Source organism: Rubricella aquisinus (assembly GCF_014199445.1).
Taxonomy (GTDB): domain Bacteria; phylum Pseudomonadota; class Alphaproteobacteria; order Rhodobacterales; family Rhodobacteraceae; genus Rubricella; species Rubricella aquisinus.
This window is the reverse complement of record NZ_JACIJS010000001.1, coordinates 180,323-200,532: the sequence shown is the minus strand read 5'-3', so window position 1 is coordinate 200,532 and position 20,210 is coordinate 180,323. Positions and strand designations below refer to the sequence as shown.

The 20,210-nt window shown below is 64.2% G+C and carries 15 protein-coding genes; 12 read left to right on the top strand and 3 right to left on the bottom strand.

The genetic code is table 11. The features are described 5' to 3' along the window. The first annotated feature begins 67 nt into the window (after positions 1-67). From paaZ to cysG, 12 genes are all read left to right on the top strand, one after another. Complete coding sequence (gene paaZ, locus FHS89_RS00905; protein WP_184007532.1) at positions 68-2,068, top strand: phenylacetic acid degradation bifunctional protein PaaZ; 2,001 nt, start codon at positions 68-70, stop codon at positions 2,066-2,068. Between the two features lie 33 nt (positions 2,069-2,101). Further along, positions 2,102-2,845 (top strand): PaaX family transcriptional regulator C-terminal domain-containing protein, encoded by a 744-nt coding sequence (locus FHS89_RS00900; protein ID WP_184007530.1) that lies wholly within the window; start codon positions 2,102-2,104, stop codon positions 2,843-2,845. A gap of 76 nt (positions 2,846-2,921) precedes the next feature. Further along, positions 2,922-3,788 carry a LysR family transcriptional regulator gene (locus FHS89_RS00895; protein WP_184007528.1) on the top strand — a complete coding sequence of 289 codons (867 nt, stop codon included), beginning with the start codon at positions 2,922-2,924 and terminating at the stop codon, positions 3,786-3,788. Between the two features lie 146 nt (positions 3,789-3,934). Further along, on the top strand, positions 3,935-4,537 hold the full coding sequence (locus FHS89_RS00890) for an ANTAR domain-containing response regulator (RefSeq protein ID WP_246413497.1): 603 nt from the start codon (positions 3,935-3,937) through the stop codon (positions 4,535-4,537). Beyond that, positions 4,534-5,700, top strand: a complete 1,167-nt coding sequence (locus FHS89_RS00885; protein ID WP_184007526.1) for an ABC transporter substrate-binding protein — start codon at positions 4,534-4,536, stop codon at positions 5,698-5,700. The genes FHS89_RS00890 and FHS89_RS00885 overlap by 4 nt, the downstream gene beginning before the upstream one ends. A gap of 297 nt (positions 5,701-5,997) precedes the next feature. Further along, entirely contained in the window at positions 5,998-7,323 is a 1,326-nt protein-coding gene (locus FHS89_RS00880; protein WP_246413534.1) for a CmpA/NrtA family ABC transporter substrate-binding protein, read from the top strand. Between the two features lie 74 nt (positions 7,324-7,397). Further along, the gene (locus FHS89_RS00875; protein ID WP_184007522.1) at positions 7,398-8,477 is read left to right on the top strand and encodes an ABC transporter permease; all 1,080 of its coding nucleotides are present in this window, start codon (positions 7,398-7,400) and stop codon (positions 8,475-8,477) included. A 5-nt stretch (positions 8,478-8,482) separates the two neighbouring features. Then, positions 8,483-10,165: an ABC transporter ATP-binding protein gene (locus FHS89_RS00870; RefSeq protein WP_184007520.1), complete on the top strand. Its 1,683-nt coding sequence runs from the start codon at positions 8,483-8,485 to the stop codon at positions 10,163-10,165. Between the two features lie 5 nt (positions 10,166-10,170). Beyond that, positions 10,171-12,609, top strand: coding sequence for a nitrite reductase large subunit NirB (nirB, locus tag FHS89_RS00865; RefSeq protein ID WP_184007518.1), 2,439 nt, complete (start codon positions 10,171-10,173; stop codon positions 12,607-12,609). Continuing rightward, the gene (gene nirD / locus FHS89_RS00860; protein ID WP_184007516.1) at positions 12,606-12,944 is read left to right on the top strand and encodes a nitrite reductase small subunit NirD; all 339 of its coding nucleotides are present in this window, start codon (positions 12,606-12,608) and stop codon (positions 12,942-12,944) included. The genes nirB and nirD overlap by 4 nt, the downstream gene beginning before the upstream one ends. Continuing rightward, positions 12,941-15,514, top strand: a complete 2,574-nt coding sequence (locus FHS89_RS00855) for a nitrate reductase (RefSeq protein WP_184007513.1) — start codon at positions 12,941-12,943, stop codon at positions 15,512-15,514. The genes nirD and FHS89_RS00855 overlap by 4 nt, the downstream gene beginning before the upstream one ends. A 4-nt stretch (positions 15,515-15,518) precedes the next feature. Then, positions 15,519-16,928 (top strand): siroheme synthase CysG, encoded by a 1,410-nt coding sequence (gene cysG / locus FHS89_RS00850; RefSeq protein ID WP_184007511.1) that lies wholly within the window; start codon positions 15,519-15,521, stop codon positions 16,926-16,928. Here the strand turns inward: cysG and FHS89_RS00845 are convergent, their stop codons facing one another. The 3 genes from FHS89_RS00845 to FHS89_RS00835 are packed head-to-tail and all read right to left on the bottom strand — an operon-like array spanning position 16,929 to position 20,145. Further along, positions 16,929-18,380, bottom strand: coding sequence for a class I adenylate-forming enzyme family protein (locus FHS89_RS00845; RefSeq protein WP_184007509.1), 1,452 nt, complete (start codon positions 18,378-18,380; stop codon positions 16,929-16,931). Beyond that, positions 18,377-19,360 carry an NAD(P)H-dependent flavin oxidoreductase gene (locus FHS89_RS00840; RefSeq protein WP_184007507.1) on the bottom strand — a complete coding sequence of 328 codons (984 nt, stop codon included), beginning with the start codon at positions 19,358-19,360 and terminating at the stop codon, positions 18,377-18,379. Before FHS89_RS00840 ends, FHS89_RS00845 begins: the two co-directional genes overlap by 4 nt. After that, positions 19,357-20,145, bottom strand: a complete 789-nt coding sequence (locus FHS89_RS00835) for an oxepin-CoA hydrolase, alternative type (protein WP_184007505.1) — start codon at positions 20,143-20,145, stop codon at positions 19,357-19,359. Before FHS89_RS00835 ends, FHS89_RS00840 begins: the two co-directional genes overlap by 4 nt. Between the last annotated feature and the right edge of the window lie 65 nt (positions 20,146-20,210).

Sequence of the window (20,210 nt, the reverse complement as noted above, 5' to 3'; positions counted from 1 at the left end):
GCGAAAACGTTTGCATAAGCCGACCGGTCGGTCAATAAATTCCTGACCCCAAGATGGAGATGCAGACATGACCGTCCAACAGGTGCAAAGTTTCGCCGCTGGCCAGTGGATCGTCCCCGGCGCGGGCGCACGGCCCATCCGCTCCGCCATCACAGGGGAGGTCATCGCAGAGGCCGGGGGGCCACTGGACCCGGCCGCGATGATTGCCTTCGCCACCGAAAAAGGTGGCCCCGCGCTGCGCGCAATGACCTTCCACGACCGGGCCAAGATGCTGAAGGCCTTGGCGCTTTACCTGCGGGAGCGGCGTCAGCCCCTCTATGACCTGTCATTTCATACCGGCGGCACCATGGCCGATCACCGGACCGACGTGGATGGCGGGATCGGCACGATGCTGGTCATCGCGTCCAAAGGGCGGCGCGAAATGCCGGAGGGGCATGTCTATCTCGATGGCGGGGTGGAGCAACTGTCGCGCAACGGCACCTTCCTTGGCCAGCATATTTGCACGCCATTGCAGGGGGTTGCGATCCATATCAACGCGTTCAATTTCCCTATCTGGGGGATGCTGGAAAAGCTCGCGCCGACCCTTCTGGCCGGGATGCCCGCCATCGTGAAACCCGCCACGACCAGCGGTTATGTCGCCGCCCGCGCGGTGGAGATGATGATGGATAGCGGCCTTTTGCCGGAGGGGGCTGTGCAGCTTGTCTCCGGGTCTGCGGGCGGGCTGCTGGATCATCTGGGAATGCAGGATGTGATCAGCTTCACCGGGTCTGCGGCCACCGCCGACATGCTGCGCGGCGGGGTTATGGGGCAGGGTGCCCGGTTTTTGGCAGAGCAGGACAGCCTTAATGCCTCGATCCTTGGGCCGGACGCGCTGCCCGGCACCCCGGAGTTTGACCTTTTCATCCGGGAGGCAACGGCGGAGATGACCGCGAAAGCCGGGCAGAAATGCACTGCCATCCGCCGCATGATCGTGCCACAGGATGCGACCGAAGCGGTGCTTGACGCGCTGAAAACCAACCTCGCCGCAATCACCATTGGCGATCCGCGCGAGAAAACCACCCAGATGGGCGCGCTCATCTCCACCGATCAGCGCGACGATGTGCTGGCGAAGGCGGCCCTCATCGGGGCGGAGGCCGAATGCGTCTATTCCGCTGACGCGGTGCCGGAGGATGGCGCCTTCATGGCGCCGATGTTGTTCCACTGCGCCGATCCCGATGCCGCGCAAACCATTCATAAGACCGAGGCTTTTGGCCCGGTCGCGACCGTAATGGGCTACCGCGATCTGCCCCATGCCATCACGCTCGCCAATCGGGGGGAGGGGAGCCTTGTGACCTCTCTCATCACCCATGATACGGGTGTCGCCCGCGACGTGGCGCTGGGCATCGGCAGCTATCACGGGCGGCTCTATATCAATGACCGTACCAGCATGGCGGAGGCGACGGGCCACGGCTCCCCCTTGCCGCATATGGTCCATGGCGGGCCGGGCCGCGCGGGCGGTGGGGAGGAGTTGGGCGGTATCCGTGGCGTGATGCATTACATGCAGCGCACGGCGGTGCAGGCCAGCCCCGATATGCTCACCGCGATCACCGGGCAATGGGTGCCGGGTGCGGCAGAGCAGACCGCCCCAGCCCACCCCTTCACCCGCAGCTTTACCGATTTGCAGATTGGGGAGACGCTTATCACCGATCCGCGCACCGTGACGCTGGACGATATCGAGCATTTCGCGACGTTCACGGGCGATACGTTCTATGCCCATATGGACGACGCGGCCGCCGCCGCAAACCCGTTCTTCCCCGGTCGGGTGGCGCATGGATACCTTCTGCTGTCCTTCGCGGCGGGTCTGTTTGTGGAACCGAATGTGGGGCCGGTGCTGGCCAATACGGGGCTCAACACGTTGCGCTTTCAAAAACCCGTCAGCCCCGGCGATGCGATCCATGTGCGCCTGACTGTCCGGCGAAAAACCCGCCGCACCGATACCTATGGGGAAGTCCGCTGGCATGTCACCCTGTTCAATCAGGATAGCGATCAGGTGGCGGAATATGAGCTTTTGACGATGAACGCCTATTGACGCCTCGCACCCGCCGCGCGCATCACGGGGACCATGACACAGGACGCAACACAGGCGATTGAGACTCTCACGGCCCTTGGCGATATCAAGGTCTGGTCGCTGATCGTCACGGTGTTGGGGGATCGCGCGCTTGACGGGCGGTTCATCCCGTCCGCGCAGATCGCGGCGGTGCTGGAGCCGATTGGGGTCAAGCCCGACGCGCTGCGCGTGTCGCTCCACCGGTTGCGCCGGGACGATTGGGTGGTCAGCCGTCGCGTGGGCCGAACCAGCGAATATGCCCTCTCCACCAAGGGGATTTCGATCAGTCGCCGTGCAGCACACCGGATCTATGCCGCCGCGCCTGCGCGGGATGATTGGGTGATGATCGTTGCCGACACGGCCGAGCAGCAGGAAATGTTCAGCGCAAGGCCGGGTGCCGCGCGGCTCACGCCCGATGTGTTTCTGGTGCCGAACCTGCCGCCCTGCGGCGCCAATCTGACCGCCAAGGCGACATGGCCGCTGCCGGGCTGGGCGGTTGCGCGCATTGTCGAGCCGGATGTCTGGCAGGGTTATGAGCGGCTGGCCATTGTGGTGCGGATGATCCGCCGGACCGTGGCGCAGGCAGAGCCGGGCATGCAGGACGCGATCCGCATTCTGGTCCTGCACCAATGGCGGCGTCTGGTGCTGCGGCACCCCGATGTGCCCGATGCGGCCATCGGTGGGGCTTGGCCCGGCGCGATCTGCCGGGCGGAGGTGCAGCACCTTCTGGCGCTGATCCCGCGCGCGGGCTCTGCGTGACGGGGATGCGCCCGATTGCCTTTCCTCAGATATGACGATTTAATCGAACCGTTCTCAATTACAGAATGGTTGGGCGATGAATTACACACATTTGCGGGCCTTTTGGGCCGTGGCGCATGAAGGATCGCTGACCCGCGCCGCCGGGCGGCTCAACGTCGCGCAATCGGCCCTTTCGACCCAGATACAGGCGCTGGAACAGAGGATGGGGCAGGCGCTGTTTGAGCGGCGCGGGCGCGGGCTGCACCTGACGGAGGCAGGGCGCATCGCGCTTGACCATGCCGATGTGATCTTTGCCACCGCGGAGGAGCTGACCGCCACGCTCGCCAGCCAATCCGGCCCCCGGCAGATCCTGCGGGTGGGGGCACTCGCGACCCTGTCGCGGAACTTCCAGCTTGAGTTTCTGGCGCCCATCCTTGGCAAACCGGGGGTGGAGGTGGTGCTGCGCTCCGGCGGGATGGCCGATCTTCTGGCCGCGTTGGAGGCGCACCGGCTTGATGTGGTGCTGCTGACGACCGTGCCGCCGCGCGACGCGGCAACGCCATGGGTGGTGCATCCGATTGACACGCAATCAGTGAGCCTTGTCGGCACGCCCGAACGGATTGGAGAGGCCAAAACCCTCGCCGCGCTGTTGGATCAGCCGCTCATCCTTCCGTCCGTCGAAAGTGGCATCCGCATGGGATTTGACCGGCTGGTCGATCAGCACAAACTGCGCCCCAATGTGGTGGCGGAGGCGGATGACATGGCCATGCTCCGCCTGCTCGCGCGGCAGGATATCGGCATCGCGCTGGTGCCGCCCATCGTCGTGCAGGACGAACTGAAAAGTGGTAAACTCGTTGAGGCGCTCGCGCTCGACGGGGTGCAGGAGGCGTTCTCCGCCGTGACCCTGTCGCGCCGCTTTCCCAACACGCTCTTGCAGGATGTGTTGCCCTCGGCAGCCAAGTAATCTTTGCCCATTTCCATCTCAATTGCCCAATAAACCGCCAGCTTCTCAAAAATCATACGCTCGCCTGCCCCCTGTGAGGCGATGATCGTTGACCACTCCGTCGCGCGTGCCTGATCAATCGGGCATTCGAGTTGAACCTGACCCCTTTGTTCGAGGCTCCCCAGTTGGTCAACACGCTGAAGATTTTGGTGATTGATCTCAACACGGATCGTGGAGAAGAGATCGTCGCGGCCTTGTCACAAGATGACACTGTGACCGTGGTGCTGCGCCGTGGCGCGGGCGGGCTTGTCCGCGATCTGGAGGAGATTGCCCCCGATCTTGTGCTCATCGACATGGAGCATCCCAACCGCGACACGATCGACGCGCTGACCGTGGCGACCGCCCCGCTGGACCGGCCCGTCGCGATGTTCGTTGACCGCTCGGGCAAGGCGCTGATGCAGGCGGCGGTGGCGGCGGGGGTGTCGGCCTATGTCGTCGATGGCTTGCGGGCAGAACGGGTACGCCCGGTGCTTGATATGGCCATCGCCCGGTTTCATGAGGTGGACCGGTTGCGCAAGGAGCTGCGCGCCACCCAGACCGCGCTGTCGGAGCGTAAGACCATCGACCGCGCAAAGGGGCTGTTGATGTCCGCCCGTGGCCTCAGCGAAGAAGAGGCCTACGCCCTGTTGCGCAAAACCGCGATGGACAAGGGAAAGCGTGTGTCCGACGTGGCAGAGGCGCTGATCTCAGCGGCGGAGTTGCTGCAATGATCGGCGCGGATGTCTCCCTCGGGTTTATTCCGCTCACCGACGCGGCCCTGCCGATCATCGCGCTTGAGATGGGCTTCGCGGCGGAGGAAGGCGTGGCCCTCACGCTGGTGCGCGAAACCAGTTGGTCCACGATCCGGGACAAGATCGCGCTGGGGGTCTATCCAGCGGCGCATATGCTGGCGCCCCTCGCGATTGCCATGTCCGCCGGGGTGGGGCCGATGCGCGCCGGGCTGGTCGCACCGATGCTGCTGGGCACCAATGGCGATACGCTGACCGCGCGGCCCGATTTTGCCGACCGGCTTGTCGAGCATGGCGCGCGGTTTGGGGATGCGATGGCGACGGGGCGAGCGCTGGTGAAATGTGCTGATCCCGGCGGGTTGCGCGTCGGTGTGCCGTTTCCCCATTCGATGCATCAGGAACTTGTCCGCCTGCTGGTCGAACGATCCGGCGGGGATGTGTCTAAGGTGACGTTCCTCACTGCCCCGCCCAAGGTGCTGCCCGAAGTGCTCAAGGCGGGAGAGGTTGATGTGTTCATGGTCGGTGAGCCATGGGGCAGCGTCGCTGTTGAGCGCGGCGCGGGCGAAATCCTGCTCTCGGGCGCGGATATCTGGACGGCCTCGCCCGAAAAGGTGCTCGCACTTCAGGCTGACTGGGCCATGGCGCATCCCGACACGATGGATGCGCTTGTGCGTGCGCTCTACCGCGCGAGCATGTGGCTGACGGTCAGCGGCAATCTGGGTGTCGCGGCTGAAATTCTGGCGCTGCCGCATTACCTCGACGCGTCGCCCATGACGATTGAGCGCGCGCTCTTGGGGCGATTGCAATTGCGCCACAGCGGGGCGACGGTGGACGCCCCCGACGTGATCCGCCTGTCTGGTCTGGGCGCGCTCTATCCATGGCAAAGTGCAGCGGCCTTCATCGCGGAGCGCGCGGCCCCTGCCTGGGGGATCAGCCCGATCAGGGCGCAGGCCGCCGCACTTGAAACCTTCCGCCCCGATCTGATGCACCGCGCGCTTGGCCCGCTGCATGTCTCCGTCCCGATGGCGCACGCGCGAATCGAGGGGCGAACGGAACTCGGTGTTTCCGTGCCCGGAACATCCGGCCCGGTGCGCGTCGGGCGCAGCGGCTTCTTTGACCGAAGCGAATTTCACCCGCAGACCTAGACTATTTTTTGTGCATCAGATGCGAATTTTGGCCAAATTTTGCACTGCAACACAAAAACTGCTCGCAAATGCAACATCCCACTTGACGAAAAATCCCCGGATTCGCAGGATTAGGGCATAGGACAACGATGTCCGCCTGCGACCTCGTAGATGGGGTCACCCAACCGAGCAAAGCCGCTCATTCCACGCTGAACCCATCGGGCCAGCGCGTGAATGGACGGCTTTTTTGTTTTTTACGGTCTGAGGAGACTGGATATGACCTTCAAGAAACCCATCGCGATTGTCGCGTCGCTCTTTATGAGCACATCCGCCTTTGCCCAAGGTGAGATGATCTTTCCCGAAATCGACGAGCTGACCTTCGGCTTTATCAAGCTGACGGATATGGCCCCGCTCGCCGTGGCCTATGAGCTTGGCTATTTCGAGGATGAGGGGCTCTATGTCACGCTTGAGCCGCAGGCGAACTGGAAAGTGCTGCTTGACGGCGTGATCGACGGCAACCTGCACGGCGCGCATATGCTCGCCGGTCAGCCGCTTGCCGCCACGATCGGCTACGGGACGGAGGCGCATATCGTCACCCCCTTCTCCATGGACCTGAATGGAAACGGCATCACGGTTTCCAACGAAGTGTGGGACATGATGAAGCCGCATATCCCCCATGACGCGGATGGCAAACCGATCCATCCAATCTCTGCCGAGGCATTGGTGCCGGTTGTCGAGGAATTCAACAATCAGGGCGAATCGTTCCGCATGGGCATGGTGTTCCCTGTCTCCACGCACAATTACGAATTGCGCTACTGGCTTGCCGCAGGTGGCTTGCACCCCGGCCTTTACTCGCCCGAGAACACCACCGGCCAGATTGACGCCGATGTGCTTCTGTCCGTCACCCCGCCGCCGCAGATGCCAGCCACGATGGAGGCAGGCACGATCCACGGCTATTGCGTGGGTGAGCCATGGAACCAGCAGGCGGTGTTCAAGGGGATCGGAGTGCCGGTCATCACCGATTACCAAATCTGGAAGAACAACCCCGAAAAAGTGTTCGGCATGACCGCCGAGTTTGTTGAGGAAAACCCCAACACCGCGCTTCTGGTGACCAAGGCGCTGATCCGTGCCGCGATCTGGCTTGACGAGAATGACAACGCCAACCGCCCCGAAGCGGTGGAGATCCTGTCCCGCCCCAACTATGTCGGCGCGGATGCGGATGTGATCGCGGCTTCCATGACCGGGACGTTCGAGTTTGAAAAGGGGGACGTGCGCGACATCCCTGATTTCAACGTGTTCTTCCGCCACTACGCGACCTACCCGTTCTATTCCGACGCGATCTGGTATCTGACGCAGATGCGCCGCTGGGGTCAGATCCCCGAGGCCAAGGACGACCAGTGGTATTTCGATGTCGCGGAAAAGGTGTATCGCCCCGATATCTACATGCAGGCCGCACAGATGGTGATCGACGCGGGCTATGCCTCCGCTGAGGATTTCCCCTTTGGCACCAATGGCTTCAAGGAGCCGACGAATGCCTTCCTCGATGGCGTGACCTATGATGGCACCCAGCCCAACGCCTATATCAACAGCCTGACCATTGGCCTGTCGGGCGTTGAGACGGTGTCCTCCCTCGCGGCCCAGTAAGGCCCTCGCTGACCGGGCGGTGTCCCTGCGCCCGGTCAGCCCCTTTTCCCCAGTCCTTTGAGCCGGAGCGACCCATGACCGCCCTGACCGATCCCGAACTCAATGCCGCGCGTGACGCCCGGCGCGAACGCAACTTCACCCGCATCAACAAGGCCGACGGCACGTTCAAGGTGCTGGGTCTGAGCTGGATCACGCCGCTGCTGAAAATCATCGCGGGTGACAATCCGCGCAGCAATCTGGCCGATATCTGGCGCCTTTTGGGTGTGCCGCTCTTGGCGATTGCGGTGTTTCTGATGGCTTGGGGCACGCTGGCCCCGCGGGTGCAAACGTCGCTCGGTGCGATCCCCGGTCCTGCGCAAGTCTGGGAGCAGGTCGAGGTGCTCCATGGCGAGGCAGAGCGCGAATGGGCCAAAGAGGCCGAATTTTTCGAACGGCAGGAAGCCCGCAATCAGGCCCTGCGTGAGGCAGGCCATGAGGACCGCATCCGCGAGCGCGCCTATACTGGCGCCCCCACCTATTACAGCCAGATTTGGACGTCGCTCCAGACCGTGTTCTTCGGCTTTCTGATCGCGACCGCCGTCGCGGTGCCCATCGGGATCGCCTGTGGTCTGAGTGCCACGTTCAACGCCGCGATGAACCCGATCATCCAGATTTTCAAGCCGGTCTCACCGCTTGCATGGTTGCCGATTGTCACCATGGTCGTCTCTGCCGTCTACACCACGCAGGATGGCTGGTTCGAGAAGGCGTTTCTGACCTCCGCCATTACGGTCACGCTGTGCTCTCTCTGGCCGACGCTGATCAACACCGCGCTGGGTGTGGCGAGCATCGACAAGGACCTCGTCAATGTGGGCCGGGTGCTGAAACTCGACACCAAGACGCGCATCCTCAAGCTGGTGCTGCCCTCGGCGCTGCCGCTCATTTTCACCGGGCTGCGGCTGAGCCTCGGTGTGGGCTGGATGGTGCTGATCGCGGCGGAAATGCTGGCGCAGAACCCCGGTCTTGGCAAATTCGTCTGGGACGAGTTCCAGAACGGCTCATCCGACAGTCTGGCCCGGATCATGGTGGCCGTCCTGACCATCGGCATCATCGGCTATCTTCTGGACCGGTTGATGTTCGCGATCCAGTCCATGTTCACCTTCTCAAGCCAGCGGTGATCGGTATGAGCATCCTGTCCCTTAAGAATGTCTATAAAGGATATGGCGCTGGGCCGATCCTGAAGGATGTGAGCCTCGATGTGGCCGAAGGCGAGTTTGTCGCGGTGCTGGGCTTCTCCGGCACGGGCAAAACCACGCTGATGAGCTTGCTTGCGGGGTTGGAATTGCCCGATCAGGGCAGCGTCACCTTCCGAGGCGAGCCGGTCACCGGCCCCTCCCCCGAACGGGGGCTGGTGTTCCAGTCCTACTCCCTGATGCCGTGGCTGACCGTGACCGGCAATGTGGCGCTCGCCGTGGATGCCGTCCATGCCGACAAGTCCAAGGCTGAGCGGGCGGAGATCGTCGATCACTACACCACCATGGTGGGCCTGTCCCACGCGGTGGACCGCCGCCCGGCGGAGCTGTCAGGCGGGATGCGCCAGCGCGTGGCCGTCGCCCGTGCGCTGGCGATGCGCCCGGATGTGCTGCTGTTGGATGAGCCGCTATCGGCGCTTGATGCCCTCACCCGCGCGAATTTGCAGGATGAGATCGAGGTCATCAGCCAGATCGAAAAGAAAACCATCGTCCTCATCACCAATGACGTGGACGAGGCGATCCTGCTCGCGGATCGGATCATCCCGCTCAATCCCGATGGCACCTTTGGGGAGGCGTTCACCGTCACCATCCCCCGCCCCCGCGACCGCACCGCGATGAATGACGATCCGGTGTTCAAGGCGCTGCGCGGCAAGGTCACGCAATACCTCATGGATGTGGGCATCGCGGCCAAGGCCGAAGGCACCCGCAACCTGCCCGATGTGACAGCCGTCCATCACATGACCCCGAAAGTCTATCGCGAAGCAGCCGAGCCGGTGGTCAAGAACGACGCGCGGTATCTGCAATTCTCTAAGGTGCATAAGGTCTATCCCACGCCCAAAGGCCCGCTCACGGTGGTGGAGGATTTCGACCTGACGCTGCGCAAGGGGGAGTTCATCTCCATCATCGGGCATTCTGGCTGCGGCAAGTCCACGGCGCTGACCATGGCGGCGGGCCTCAACGAGATTTCCAAAGGGGGCATCATCCTTGACGGCACCCATGTAGAGGGCGCGGACCCGGAGCGCGCGGTGGTGTTTCAGGCACCCTCCCTCTTTCCATGGCTGACCGCGAAAGAGAACGTCGCGATCGGCGCGGACCGCGTTTATCCCAAGGCGACGCAGGCCGAGCGGCAGGAGGTCGTGGAATACTATCTGGAGCGCGTCGGCCTTGCCGATGCGATGGACAAGCCCGCCGCTGACCTGTCGAACGGGATGAAACAGCGGGTCGGGATCGCGCGGGCCTTTGCCCTCTCCCCGAAACTCCTGCTTCTGGATGAGCCATTCGGGATGCTCGATAGCCTTACCCGCTGGGAATTGCAGGAAGTGCTGATGGAGGTGTGGTCCCGCACCCAAGTCACCACGATTTGTGTCACCCATGACGTGGATGAGGCGGTTCTGCTGTCTGACCGCGTGGTGATGATGACCAATGGTCCCCGCGCCACCATCGGCAAGATCATGGATGTGAACCTGCCGCGCCCGCGCACCCGCAAGGCGCTGTTGGATCACCCCGATTATTATCGGTATCGCGGCGAAGTGCTTCAATTCCTTGAGGATTACGAGCACGGCCACACCCCCAAACCCAAGCCGACACAAGCGTCGAGCGTCGCGGCGGAGTGAAAGACATGACCCAACATATCGTTGTGATCGGGGCTGGCATGGCGTCTGGCCGGATGCTGGAGCACCTGTTTGACGCGGGCGCGGATGTGCACGTCACGCTTTTCGGGGCGGAGCCGCGCGGGAACTATAACCGCATCATGCTCTCCCCCGTTTTGTCGGGCGAGAAAACCTTTGAGGAGATCGTCACCCATGACTCCGATTGGTACGCTGCCCATGGCGTGACGACCCGGTTTGGGGAGCATATCACCGCCGTCGATCCGGTCGCCAAAACGGTGGCCACGGGCCAAGGGCCCTTGTCCTACGACAAGCTCGTCATCGCCACGGGCTCCGATCCGTTCATCATCCCGGTGCCGGGCAAGGATTTGCCGGGTGTCATGGCCTACCGCGATCTTGATGACGTGGAGCGGATGAAATCCTATGCCGCCAAGCCGGGTGCCAAGGCCGTCGTCATCGGCGGTGGTCTTTTGGGTCTTGAGGCCGCAGCGGGGCTGAAGGCGCAGGGCATGGACGTGACCGTCATCCACCTTGCCGGTCACCTGATGGAACGGCAGCTTGACCCGGCGGCGGGATACCTTCTCAAGCGCGAACTGGAACTGCGCGGGATCAAGGTGCTGCTGGAGGCCAACACTGCCGAATTGCGCGGCACGGACCATGTCGAGGCGGTGTTGTTGAAAGATGGCCGCGTGATTGAGGCCGATATGGTCTGCATGGCCGTTGGCATCCGTCCCGCAACCGCGCTTGGCACCGCCTGCGGTATCGCTTGTGAGCGGGGCATCATCGTGGATGACCAGATGCGCACGGTGGACCCGGATATCCTCGCCATTGGCGAATGCGTGCAGCATCAGGGCCAAATTTTCGGCCTTGTCGCCCCGCTCTATGATCAGGCGAAGGTCGCCGCGAAAACCCTGATGGGGGAGGAGGCGGCGTTCACGCCTCCCATGGTCTCCACGAAGTTGAAGGTGACGGGCGTTGATCTGTTTTCCGCCGGGGATTTCGCCGATGGCGATGATCGCGAAGAGATCGTGTTCCGCGACGCCGCGCGCGGGGTCTATAAACGTCTCATTCTCGCGCAGGACCGGATCATCGGGATCGTCATGTATGGCGACACTGCCGATGGCCCTTGGTTCCTGCAAAAGCTGAAGGATGGCGAGGATATCTCGGAGGGGCGCGATACGCTCATCTTTGGTCAGAACTACGCCGGAGGTGCCCCGCTGGACCCTATGGCGGCCGTTGCAGCCTTGCCGGATGAGGCAGAGATTTGCGGCTGCAACGGCGTCTCCAAAGCGATCATCCTTGCCGCGATTGCGGGTGGCGCGGGCAGCCTTGCCGAGGTGACGGCAAAGACGAAGGCCAGCACCTCCTGCGGCTCCTGCGCGGGGCTGACGGCGCAGGTCGTCGCCCTTGGCCTTGGCGATGATTTCGTGATCCCGGCAGAGGCGGGCATGTGCGGCTGTACCGATCACAGCCATGAGGACGTGCGCCGCCTGATCGTCGCGGATGGCATGAAATCCATTCCCGAAGTGATGCAGAAACTGCACTGGACCTCATCGGGCGGCTGCGCTAAATGCCGCCCCGCGCTGAATTACTACCTCCTATGCGCATGGCCCGAGGAGTATGCCGACCACGCGCAAAGCCGCTTCATCAACGAGCGGGTGCACGCGAATATCCAAAAGGACGGCACCTATTCCGTCGTGCCGCGCATGTGGGGCGGGATCACGACGCCTGATGAGCTGCGCGCGATTGCCAATGCCGCCGACAAATACAATGTCCCGACGGTCAAGGTCACAGGCGGCCAGCGGATCGACCTTCTGGGCGTCAAGAAAGAGGATCTGCCTTCGATGTGGGCCGATCTCAATGCCGCCGGGATGGTGTCGGGCCACGCCTATGCCAAGGGGCTGCGCACGGTGAAAACCTGCGTCGGCACCGATCATTGCCGCTTTGGCACGCAAGACAGCACCGGCCTTGGCATCAAGATCGAAAAGGCGCTCTGGGGCGCATGGTCCCCGCATAAATTCAAGCTCGCCGTCTCCGGCTGCCCCCGCAACTGTGCGGAGGCGACATGCAAGGATTTCGGCGTCGTGTGCGTCGCGGAGGGCTATCAGCTTCATGTCGGCGGGGCTGCGGGGATGGAGGTGAAAGCCACCCAACTCATGTGCACCGTCGCCACCGAAGAAGAAGCAATCGAGTATTGCGCCGCCTTCTACCAACTCTACCGCGAAGGGGCGCGCTATCTCGACCGGCCATGGAAATGGATTGACCGCGTCGGCCTTGATCACATCATCGAAAAGGTGGTGGAGGACGCAGACAGCCGCACGGCCCTCGCCGCCCGGTTCTTCCACTCCCAAAAATATTTCCAGACCGATCCATGGGCAGAACGGGCCGGGGGCAAGGACGCCCACGAATTCACCCCGCTTGCCGATCTGACACAGGTGGCCGCAGAATGACCCGCTTTATCGACATTGGACATTTGGACGACATCCCCACCGAAGGGGCGCGGGTCGTCAAAACACCGCTTGGATGCGTGGCCGTGTTCCGCACCGCGCAGGATGAGGTCTTCGCGATTGATGACCGCTGCCCGCATAAGGGCGGGCCATTGTCCAACGGCATCCAGCATGGCCGCAGCGTGACTTGTCCGCTGCACAATTGGGTCATCTCGCTGGAAAGCGGGATGGTCGAGGGCATGGATGAGGGGCAGGTGGCCACTTGGCCCGTCGAGGTTCGTGGGGGCCGCATCCTGATGGATGTGGCACGACTCGATCAGGCGATGGCTGCCGAATGACCGGGGCGGGGGGCATCCGCACGACCTGTGCCTATTGCGGGGTCGGCTGTGGCGTCGTGATGACCCCCGATGGCGCGGGCGGATTTTCCGCCCGTGGGGATGAGGACCATCCCGCGAATTTCGGGCGGCTCTGCTCGAAAGGGGCCGCTCTTGGTGAAACACTGGGGCTTGAGGGGCGCTTGCTTGCACCCATCGTTGATGGGGTGGAGGCTGATTGGGATACGGCCCTTGACCGGGTCGCCACCGCATTCAGTCAAGCGATTGCGGAGCATGGGCCCGATAGCGTCGCTTTCTACGTCTCGGGCCAGTTGCTGACCGAAGATTACTACGTCGCCAACAAGCTGATGAAGGGCTTTATCGGCTCGGCCAATATCGACACCAATTCGCGCCTGTGCATGGCGTCCTCTGTCGCCGGTCACAAACGCGCCTTTGGGGAGGATGTGGTCCCCGGCACCTATGCCGATCTGGAGGAGGCCGATCTGATCGTGCTCACCGGATCGAACCTTGCGTGGTGCCATCCGGTGTTGCACCAGCGGATTCTCGCAGGCGGGGCGAAGGTCATCGCGCTTGACCCCCGGAGCACGGTGACGGCGGACAGTGCTGATCTGCATCTGCCGCTCAAGCCCGGCTCGGACGTTCTGTTCTGGTCCGGGCTGATGGGTTATCTGCGCGCGCATGGGCATTGGAACGCGGATTTCGCGGGTCATGTCGATGGGCTCGATCCCGCCATGCCCTATCCCACCATACCCGAGGTCGCCGCTGGCACCGGCTTGTCCAGCACTCAGATTGCGGAGACCTACGCGCTTTGGGCCGCGACCAAGCGTGTCGTCACGATTTATAGCCAAGGGGTCAATCAGGCCACCGATGGCTCTGACCGGGTGAACGCGATCCTTGATTGCCACCTTGCCACGGGGCGGATCGGCATACCCGGCGCGGGGCCGTTTTCGGTGACCGGTCAGCCCAACGCGATGGGCGGGCGGGAGGTCGGCGGCTTGGCCAATATGCTGGCCGCCCATCTTGATCTGGAAAACCCCGCGCATCGCGCCGCCGTGCAATCCTATTGGGCCAGCCCCACCATCGCGGACAAACCGGGGCTGAAGGCCGTTGATCTGTTTGACGCCTGCGCCGATGGCCGGATCAAGGCGCTGTGGATCATGTGCACCAATCCCGCGGTGTCCCTGCCAAAGGCCGACGCGGTGCGCGCGGCCATTGCCAATGTGCCCTTCGTGGCTGTCTCCGATATCGAGGCAGAGACCGACACGACCCGGCTGGCCCATGTCCTTTTGCCCGCGCTGGGATGGGGGGAGAAGGACGGCACTGTCACGAATTCTGAGCGCCGCATCTCCCGCCAGCGCGCCTTTTTGCCTGCCCCCGGTGCGGCTCGTGCCGACTGGTGGCATATGGCGGAGGTCGGCAAGCGGATGGGCTGGGCAGACGCGTTCAACTGGTCCTCCCCGGCAGAGATTTTCGCCGAATATGCCGCGATGACAGCACTGTCCGTGTCCTTTGGCAAAAAGCTGGACCTCACCCCGCTCGCGCATGTGGACTATGACATGATGGCACCGGTGATGTGGCCCGTGGGTGGCGCGGAGCGTCAGTTTGCCGATGGCGCGTTCCCATCGGGCAAGGCGCGCATTCTGTCGCCCCGCGCCGGTGCCGCGCCAAATGCTGTCGAGTTTCACCTCAACTCTGGCCGTGTGCGCGACCATTGGCACACGATGACCCGCACCGGGCGCAGCGCCACGCTGTCGCTCCATATCGCGGAGCCGTTCGTTGAGATGCACCCGGCGGATGCAGCGACGCTCGGTGTGGCCCCCGCGAGCCTTGTGCGCCTGTCGAATGCGCATGGTGACGTGACCCTGCGCGCGCTGATCTCGGACCGCACATCCCCCGGCACGCTGTTCGCTCCGATCCATTGGACGGGGGAGACGGCATCTGCTGCGCGGATCAATATCCTTGTGGAGGGTGCGACCGATCCGGTGTCGGGCCAACCTGCGCTGAAAGCCGGGCGGGTGACGGCGACGGCCCTCAATCCTGCGTGGTACGGTTTTGCCGTGTCAGCCGCGAAACCCGTGGCCAACACGGCCTATTGGGCGCGGGCGCGCACCTCTCATGGCTGGCAAATGGAACTGGCGGATATGGCCCCGACGCAGGATTGGACGGCCTTTGCGCAAGCCCTGATCGGTGCGCCCGCCAGTGACCCGATCACCGTCGAGGACCGCAAAAGAGGCATCGCCCGCGTGGCCCTGATGCAGGATGGCGTGCTTGTCGGGGCGTTCTTCGCCGCGCCTGATCCCGTTTCCCTGTCGCGCGGGTTCTTGCGGGATCTCATCGGGCAGGGCGACGCGCAGGCGGCCCTTGCGGGTCGTCCGGGCGCGGGGATGCCTGATCCCGGCCCGACGGTCTGCGCCTGTTTCGGGGTGGGTCTCAACACCATTCTGACCGCGATCAAGGGTGGTGCCGCCACGGTTGAGCAGATCGGCGCGGCGCTCAACGCAGGGACCAATTGCGGGGCCTGCCGCCCCGAAATGGCAGCCCTTCTTCCTCAACAATCCATCGCTGCGGAGTAGCCCGATGCAGACCTTCCCCATGTTCCTCAAAATGTCCGGTCGCCGTGTCATCGTGTTCGGCGGGGAGGAGGAGGCCGCGCAGAAAACCCGGCTAATGCTCAAGACCGAGGCCGAGATTGTCGTGGTGGCCGAAAGCCTTTGCCCCGAATTGGCCGAGCTTGCGCGCGCGGGCCGGGTGATCCACCACGCGCCCGCGATCACGGCGGACGGGATCAGCGGGGCTGTGCTTGCTTTTTGTGCGTCGGGTTGCCCCGGCGCGGATGCGGCTCATGCGGCCCTTGCGCGGGAGGCGCGCGTGCTGGTCAACGCGGTGGATCAGCCGGACCTGTGCGACGCCTTCACCCCCGCCATCGTGGACCGCGACCCGGTGGTCGTCGCCATCGGCACCGAAGGCACCGCGCCGGTGCTGGCCCGCCGGATCAAATCGAAGCTGGAGACGGAACTGGAGCCGAACCTTGGCCGGTTCGCCGCGTCCCTTGGCCGGATGCGCGGCATGGTCGCCCACCGCGTGCAAAAGGACGCGCGCCGCGCGTTCTGGGCGTGGGTCTGGGATGTGCTGCGCCCCCTTCATGCCTCGGGCGCTGAGGATGAGGCGCTCAACCGGATGACGGAGGCGGCACTTGCAGGCCGCGCGCCGGATGCCGCGCGCGCCGGGTCCGTGTCGCTTGTGGGTGCCGGGCCGGGCGGGGTGGACCTCATTACCTTGCGCGGGCTGCGCCGCCTGCAAGAGGCCGATGTGATCTTGCATGACGCGCTGTCTGACCCGGAGATTCTGGAGTTGGCCCGCCGCGATGCCGAACGGATCGACGTGGGCAAAATCTGCGGCGATACCAAGCGCCCCTCCGCGTGGCAGCAGGACCGCATCGCCCGGCTGATGGTGCAACACGCGTCAGAGGGCAAGCATGTCGTGCGCCTCAAATGCGGTGATCCGGGCCTCTTTGGACGCGCGCGCGAGGAGATGGACGCCTGCGACGCCGCAGGCATCCCGGTGGAGATCGTGCCGGGCATCACTGCCGCCTTCGCCGCCAGCGCGGAGTTCAACGCCGTGCTCACCGAACGCCATGAGATCGACGCGATCACGCTTGCCTCCGCGCGCAAGGCAACCGGCGCGGCCTGTACCTCAGCCGCCCCGACCCTGCGCCCCGGCGGGGCAATCGCCTATTACATGGGCGTGCGCGAAGCCGCCGCGATTGAGGCCGGGTTGTTGCAAACCTGCCCCGCCGATCTGCCCTGCCAGATCGTGAGCCGCGCGGGCTACGCCGACGCGCGCAGCGTCACGACGACCCTGTCGGACCTTTCCGGCACGATTGAGCGCGATGGCATCAAAAGCCCCGCGATCCTGTTCGTGAAATGGCCAACCAGCCATGGGGTCGCTGCGGCAACGGCCCCCGTTGCCCGCGTGCTACACGCCTGATCAGCCCAACAGGTCCGCGAAAACGCCAAGGAGTTGGTGCTTGAGGATCTTGCCGGTGGCTGCCGCCGGGAGCCGCTCTGTCACGATGATCCGCGCGGGGCGCTTATAGGCTGTCAGCCGCTTGGCCACGAAATCCATCAGGGCGGCTTCGGTCAGGGTTGTGTCCTCGGTCTGGACGAAGCCGAGCACCTCCTCATTGCCGTCCACTGGCCGCCCGATCACCGCTGCAAAGGCGACGGATGGATGCTCGTTCAGCGCCGCCTCCACCTCCTGCGGATAAACGTTGAAGCCGGAGCGGATGATCAATTCCTTCGCGCGCCCCACGATGGTCAGCCGCCCCTCCGCATCCATCCGGCCCAGATCGCCGGTGCGCAGAAAGCCGTCAGCGCGCAGCGCCATCGCGGTGTCCCTTGATGCCTCGAAATAGCCGCGCATGATATGCGGGCCACGGGTCAGCACCTCCCCCACGCCATCCGCGCCGGGCGCGTCGAGGGTGACGTCAACCCCCGGCAATGGCGCGCCCACGCTGATATCGGGCGAGCCGATGGGATTGCGGGTCGCCGCGATCCCGGCGGTGCTTTCCGTCATGCCATATCCGTTTTGCAACGGCAGGCCATAGAACGCCTCCGCCGCGCGTTTCCATTCGGGGTCCAGCGGTGCTGCGCCCGAGGAGACATAGCGCAGCGCCGATCCCTCCAGCCGCGCAAATCCCTGCGCCCGGACATATTGCATCAACAGCGCATGCATCTGCGGCACGGCGGGCAGGATCGTCACATCCTGTTGCAATGCCCCGAACAGCGCCTCCGGTGTGAAGCGGTGGTGCAAGCGGATCGTGGCACCCGCATGGGTCGCCGCCATGATCATGGAGGCCAGCCCGAACACATGGGTGATCGGCAGCGCGCCATAGACCACATCGCCCACCCCCATGCCCCGCAACTCTGCCGAGGCTTTGGCGGCAAATCGCAGATTGTCATGGGTGAGCATCACGCCCTTAGGCTGCCCGGTTGTCCCGGTGGTGTATAACATGACCGCGACGCCTGCCTCCGCGCTGGGGTTGCTCGCATGGGGCAGCGTGAGGTGATAGCGCCCGGCGCCCGTGTCCACCGCGTGCGCCTCATGGCGGGTGGCATGGCCCTCCCCACCCAAGGCAAAGAGCACCGCGCGCGGGCGGGCATGGGCAATGATCCGGTCCAACTCTGCATCAGAGAGCCGCGCATTCACCGGCACCGCCCAAGCGCCGAGCCGCGCTGCCGCGAAAATCGCGATAATGGCGCGGGCGCAATTCTCCGTCACGATGAGCACCCGGTCGCCCGCGCGCACGCCTTGAAGGGCAAGAAGGTCAGACAGGCCCGACGATCCGGCTTGCACCTTGCCATAGCTGTGGCGCGTGTCGTGCCCGGTGATCAGCATCACCCGCTCTGCGGGCTGCGCGTCGAGCATTGCGTGGATCATGCGGCCCCTCCCAACCGGGTGAGTGCTGCCCGCGCCTCCGCCTCAATCCCCGCGATGATATCGGCCATCGGTGCCGCCTCGTGGGTGAGGCCAAGCGCTTGTCCCGCCGACAAAAGCCCCTTTGTCACATCGCCGGTCTGATAGGCTCTCCGCCCGATCTGGCCGGAGATATGGGGCATCAGATCGGCAATCGGAATGTCCGGGTCCGCGGCCTCCATCTCTTGCACAAGGCGGGTGGTTTCATTGGCGAGCGTGCGGATCGTGTTGCGCTTTGACTGCAGGGTCAGGGCAGTGTCCAATTCGGTCGCGTTGATCAGCGCGGCCTTGTATTCGGGATGCACGCGCAGTTCATCGGCCACCAACAGCCGCGTGCCCATCACCACACCAGCCGCCCCCATGGCAAGTGCCGCGACAAGCTGCGATCCGGTCCCGATGCCCCCGCCGATCAGGTAGGGAATGCGCAACCGCTGCTCTGCGAGGGCGGCGTTCACCATGGTGCCGATCATGTCCATCCCCGGATGCCCGCCGCATTCCGCGCCCACGATGCTGACCATATCCACGCCCACGGATTGCGCCTTTTGCGCGTAGCGCACGCTTGGCACCTTATGCAGCACGGTGATGCCTGCGTCCTTGAGGATGGGCAGGAACTCTTCTGGGTTGCGGCCCGAGGTCTCCACATGCCGCACGCCCGCATCCGCGATCAGGCGGAACGTGTCGGCGGTGCGCGCGGGGTCCACCAGCTTCGGCAGCATGGAGACATTGACCCCAAAAGGCCGCCCCTCACAGAGCCGCGCGCATCGTGCGATTTCCGCGCGCAGGTCCGCCAGATCGGGAAAACTCGCCGCCGTGATGAAGGAGATGATGCCGGCATGGGCGCAGGCGGCAACATAGTCCGCATCCGACAGCCACATCAGCCCGCCCGCAACGATCGGCAATCGGATGCCATAGCTGCGGGTGACGGCGGTCTCGGGCAGGCTCATATGCGGGTCTTTCTGAAATCGGCGGGGCGCTTGCCCAAGAACGCGTCGATCCCTTCGATCCCGTCGGGGGAGGTGACGGCATGGGCCATCGCGTCCCGCTCGTGATCGAGATGGGTGGCGGGGTCCGTGTGCGCCGCACTTGTCATCAATGACTTGATCGTGGCCTGCGCCCCGCCCGCCCCGGTGGCGAGGGTATCCGCCAGCGCGCAGGCGGTGGCCAACGCATCGCCCGGATTACAGAGCCGGTTTATGGCCCCTAGCGCATAGAGCCGCTCCGCCGGGATCGGTGTGCCAAAAAGGAGCGCTTCCGCCACCATCGGGCGGGGCAGGCGGGTGAGCAGCGCATGGGTCAGGCCACCATCCGGCGTCAGCCCCGCCTTGACATAAGCGGCGGTGAAGCGTGCCTCCCGGCTCGCCACGATCAGATCAGCGGCAAAGGCCAGCGACATGCCCGCCCCCGCAGCACCCCCCTCCACAGCGGCCATGACCGGTTTGGGGCAGGACCGGATGCCCCGAATAAGGTCGTGCAACTGATCCACACGCGCGCGGCGCTCCGCCTCTGGCAGGGTGCGACGCTCCCGCAGGAGGTTCAGATCGCCCCCGGCACAAAAGAAATCGCCCGCGCCGGTCAGGATCAGGCAGGCGATGCCCGGGTCACTTGCGGCGTCCTCCAGCGCCAAGGCAAGGGTCGCGTAATAGTCCGGCGACAGGGCATTGCGGCGCGCGGTGTTGTGGTTCGTCACGATCAAGGACGCTCCGGCGCGGGTGCGCGTGGCAAGGGTCATGTGCGGCTCCTTTCGGCTGACGCCGAAGCCTTCGGCTTGGATATTTGGAGAAAGTGAAACATGGG

What these genes read in the sequence shown, in the direction of transcription:
- paaZ (WP_184007532.1), top strand. Translation starts at nt 68, where the DNA reads ATGACCGTCCAACAGGTGCAAAGTTTCGCCGCTGGCCAGTGGATCGTC.
- FHS89_RS00900 (WP_184007530.1), top strand. Translation starts at nt 2,102, where the DNA reads ATGACACAGGACGCAACACAGGCGATTGAGACTCTCACGGCCCTTGGC.
- FHS89_RS00895 (WP_184007528.1), top strand. Translation starts at nt 2,922, where the DNA reads ATGAATTACACACATTTGCGGGCCTTTTGGGCCGTGGCGCATGAAGGA.
- FHS89_RS00885 (WP_184007526.1), top strand. Translation starts at nt 4,534, where the DNA reads ATGATCGGCGCGGATGTCTCCCTCGGGTTTATTCCGCTCACCGACGCG.
- FHS89_RS00880 (WP_246413534.1), top strand. Translation starts at nt 5,998, where the DNA reads ATGAGCACATCCGCCTTTGCCCAAGGTGAGATGATCTTTCCCGAAATC.
- FHS89_RS00875 (WP_184007522.1), top strand. Translation starts at nt 7,398, where the DNA reads ATGACCGCCCTGACCGATCCCGAACTCAATGCCGCGCGTGACGCCCGG.
- FHS89_RS00870 (WP_184007520.1), top strand. Translation starts at nt 8,483, where the DNA reads ATGAGCATCCTGTCCCTTAAGAATGTCTATAAAGGATATGGCGCTGGG.
- nirB (WP_184007518.1), top strand. Translation starts at nt 10,171, where the DNA reads ATGACCCAACATATCGTTGTGATCGGGGCTGGCATGGCGTCTGGCCGG.
- nirD (WP_184007516.1), top strand. Translation starts at nt 12,606, where the DNA reads ATGACCCGCTTTATCGACATTGGACATTTGGACGACATCCCCACCGAA.
- FHS89_RS00855 (WP_184007513.1), top strand. Translation starts at nt 12,941, where the DNA reads ATGACCGGGGCGGGGGGCATCCGCACGACCTGTGCCTATTGCGGGGTC.
- cysG (WP_184007511.1), top strand. Translation starts at nt 15,519, where the DNA reads ATGCAGACCTTCCCCATGTTCCTCAAAATGTCCGGTCGCCGTGTCATC.
- FHS89_RS00845 (WP_184007509.1), bottom strand. Translation starts at nt 18,380, where the DNA reads ATGATCCACGCAATGCTCGACGCGCAGCCCGCAGAGCGGGTGATGCTG.
- FHS89_RS00840 (WP_184007507.1), bottom strand. Translation starts at nt 19,360, where the DNA reads ATGAGCCTGCCCGAGACCGCCGTCACCCGCAGCTATGGCATCCGATTG.
- FHS89_RS00835 (WP_184007505.1), bottom strand. Translation starts at nt 20,145, where the DNA reads ATGACCCTTGCCACGCGCACCCGCGCCGGAGCGTCCTTGATCGTGACG.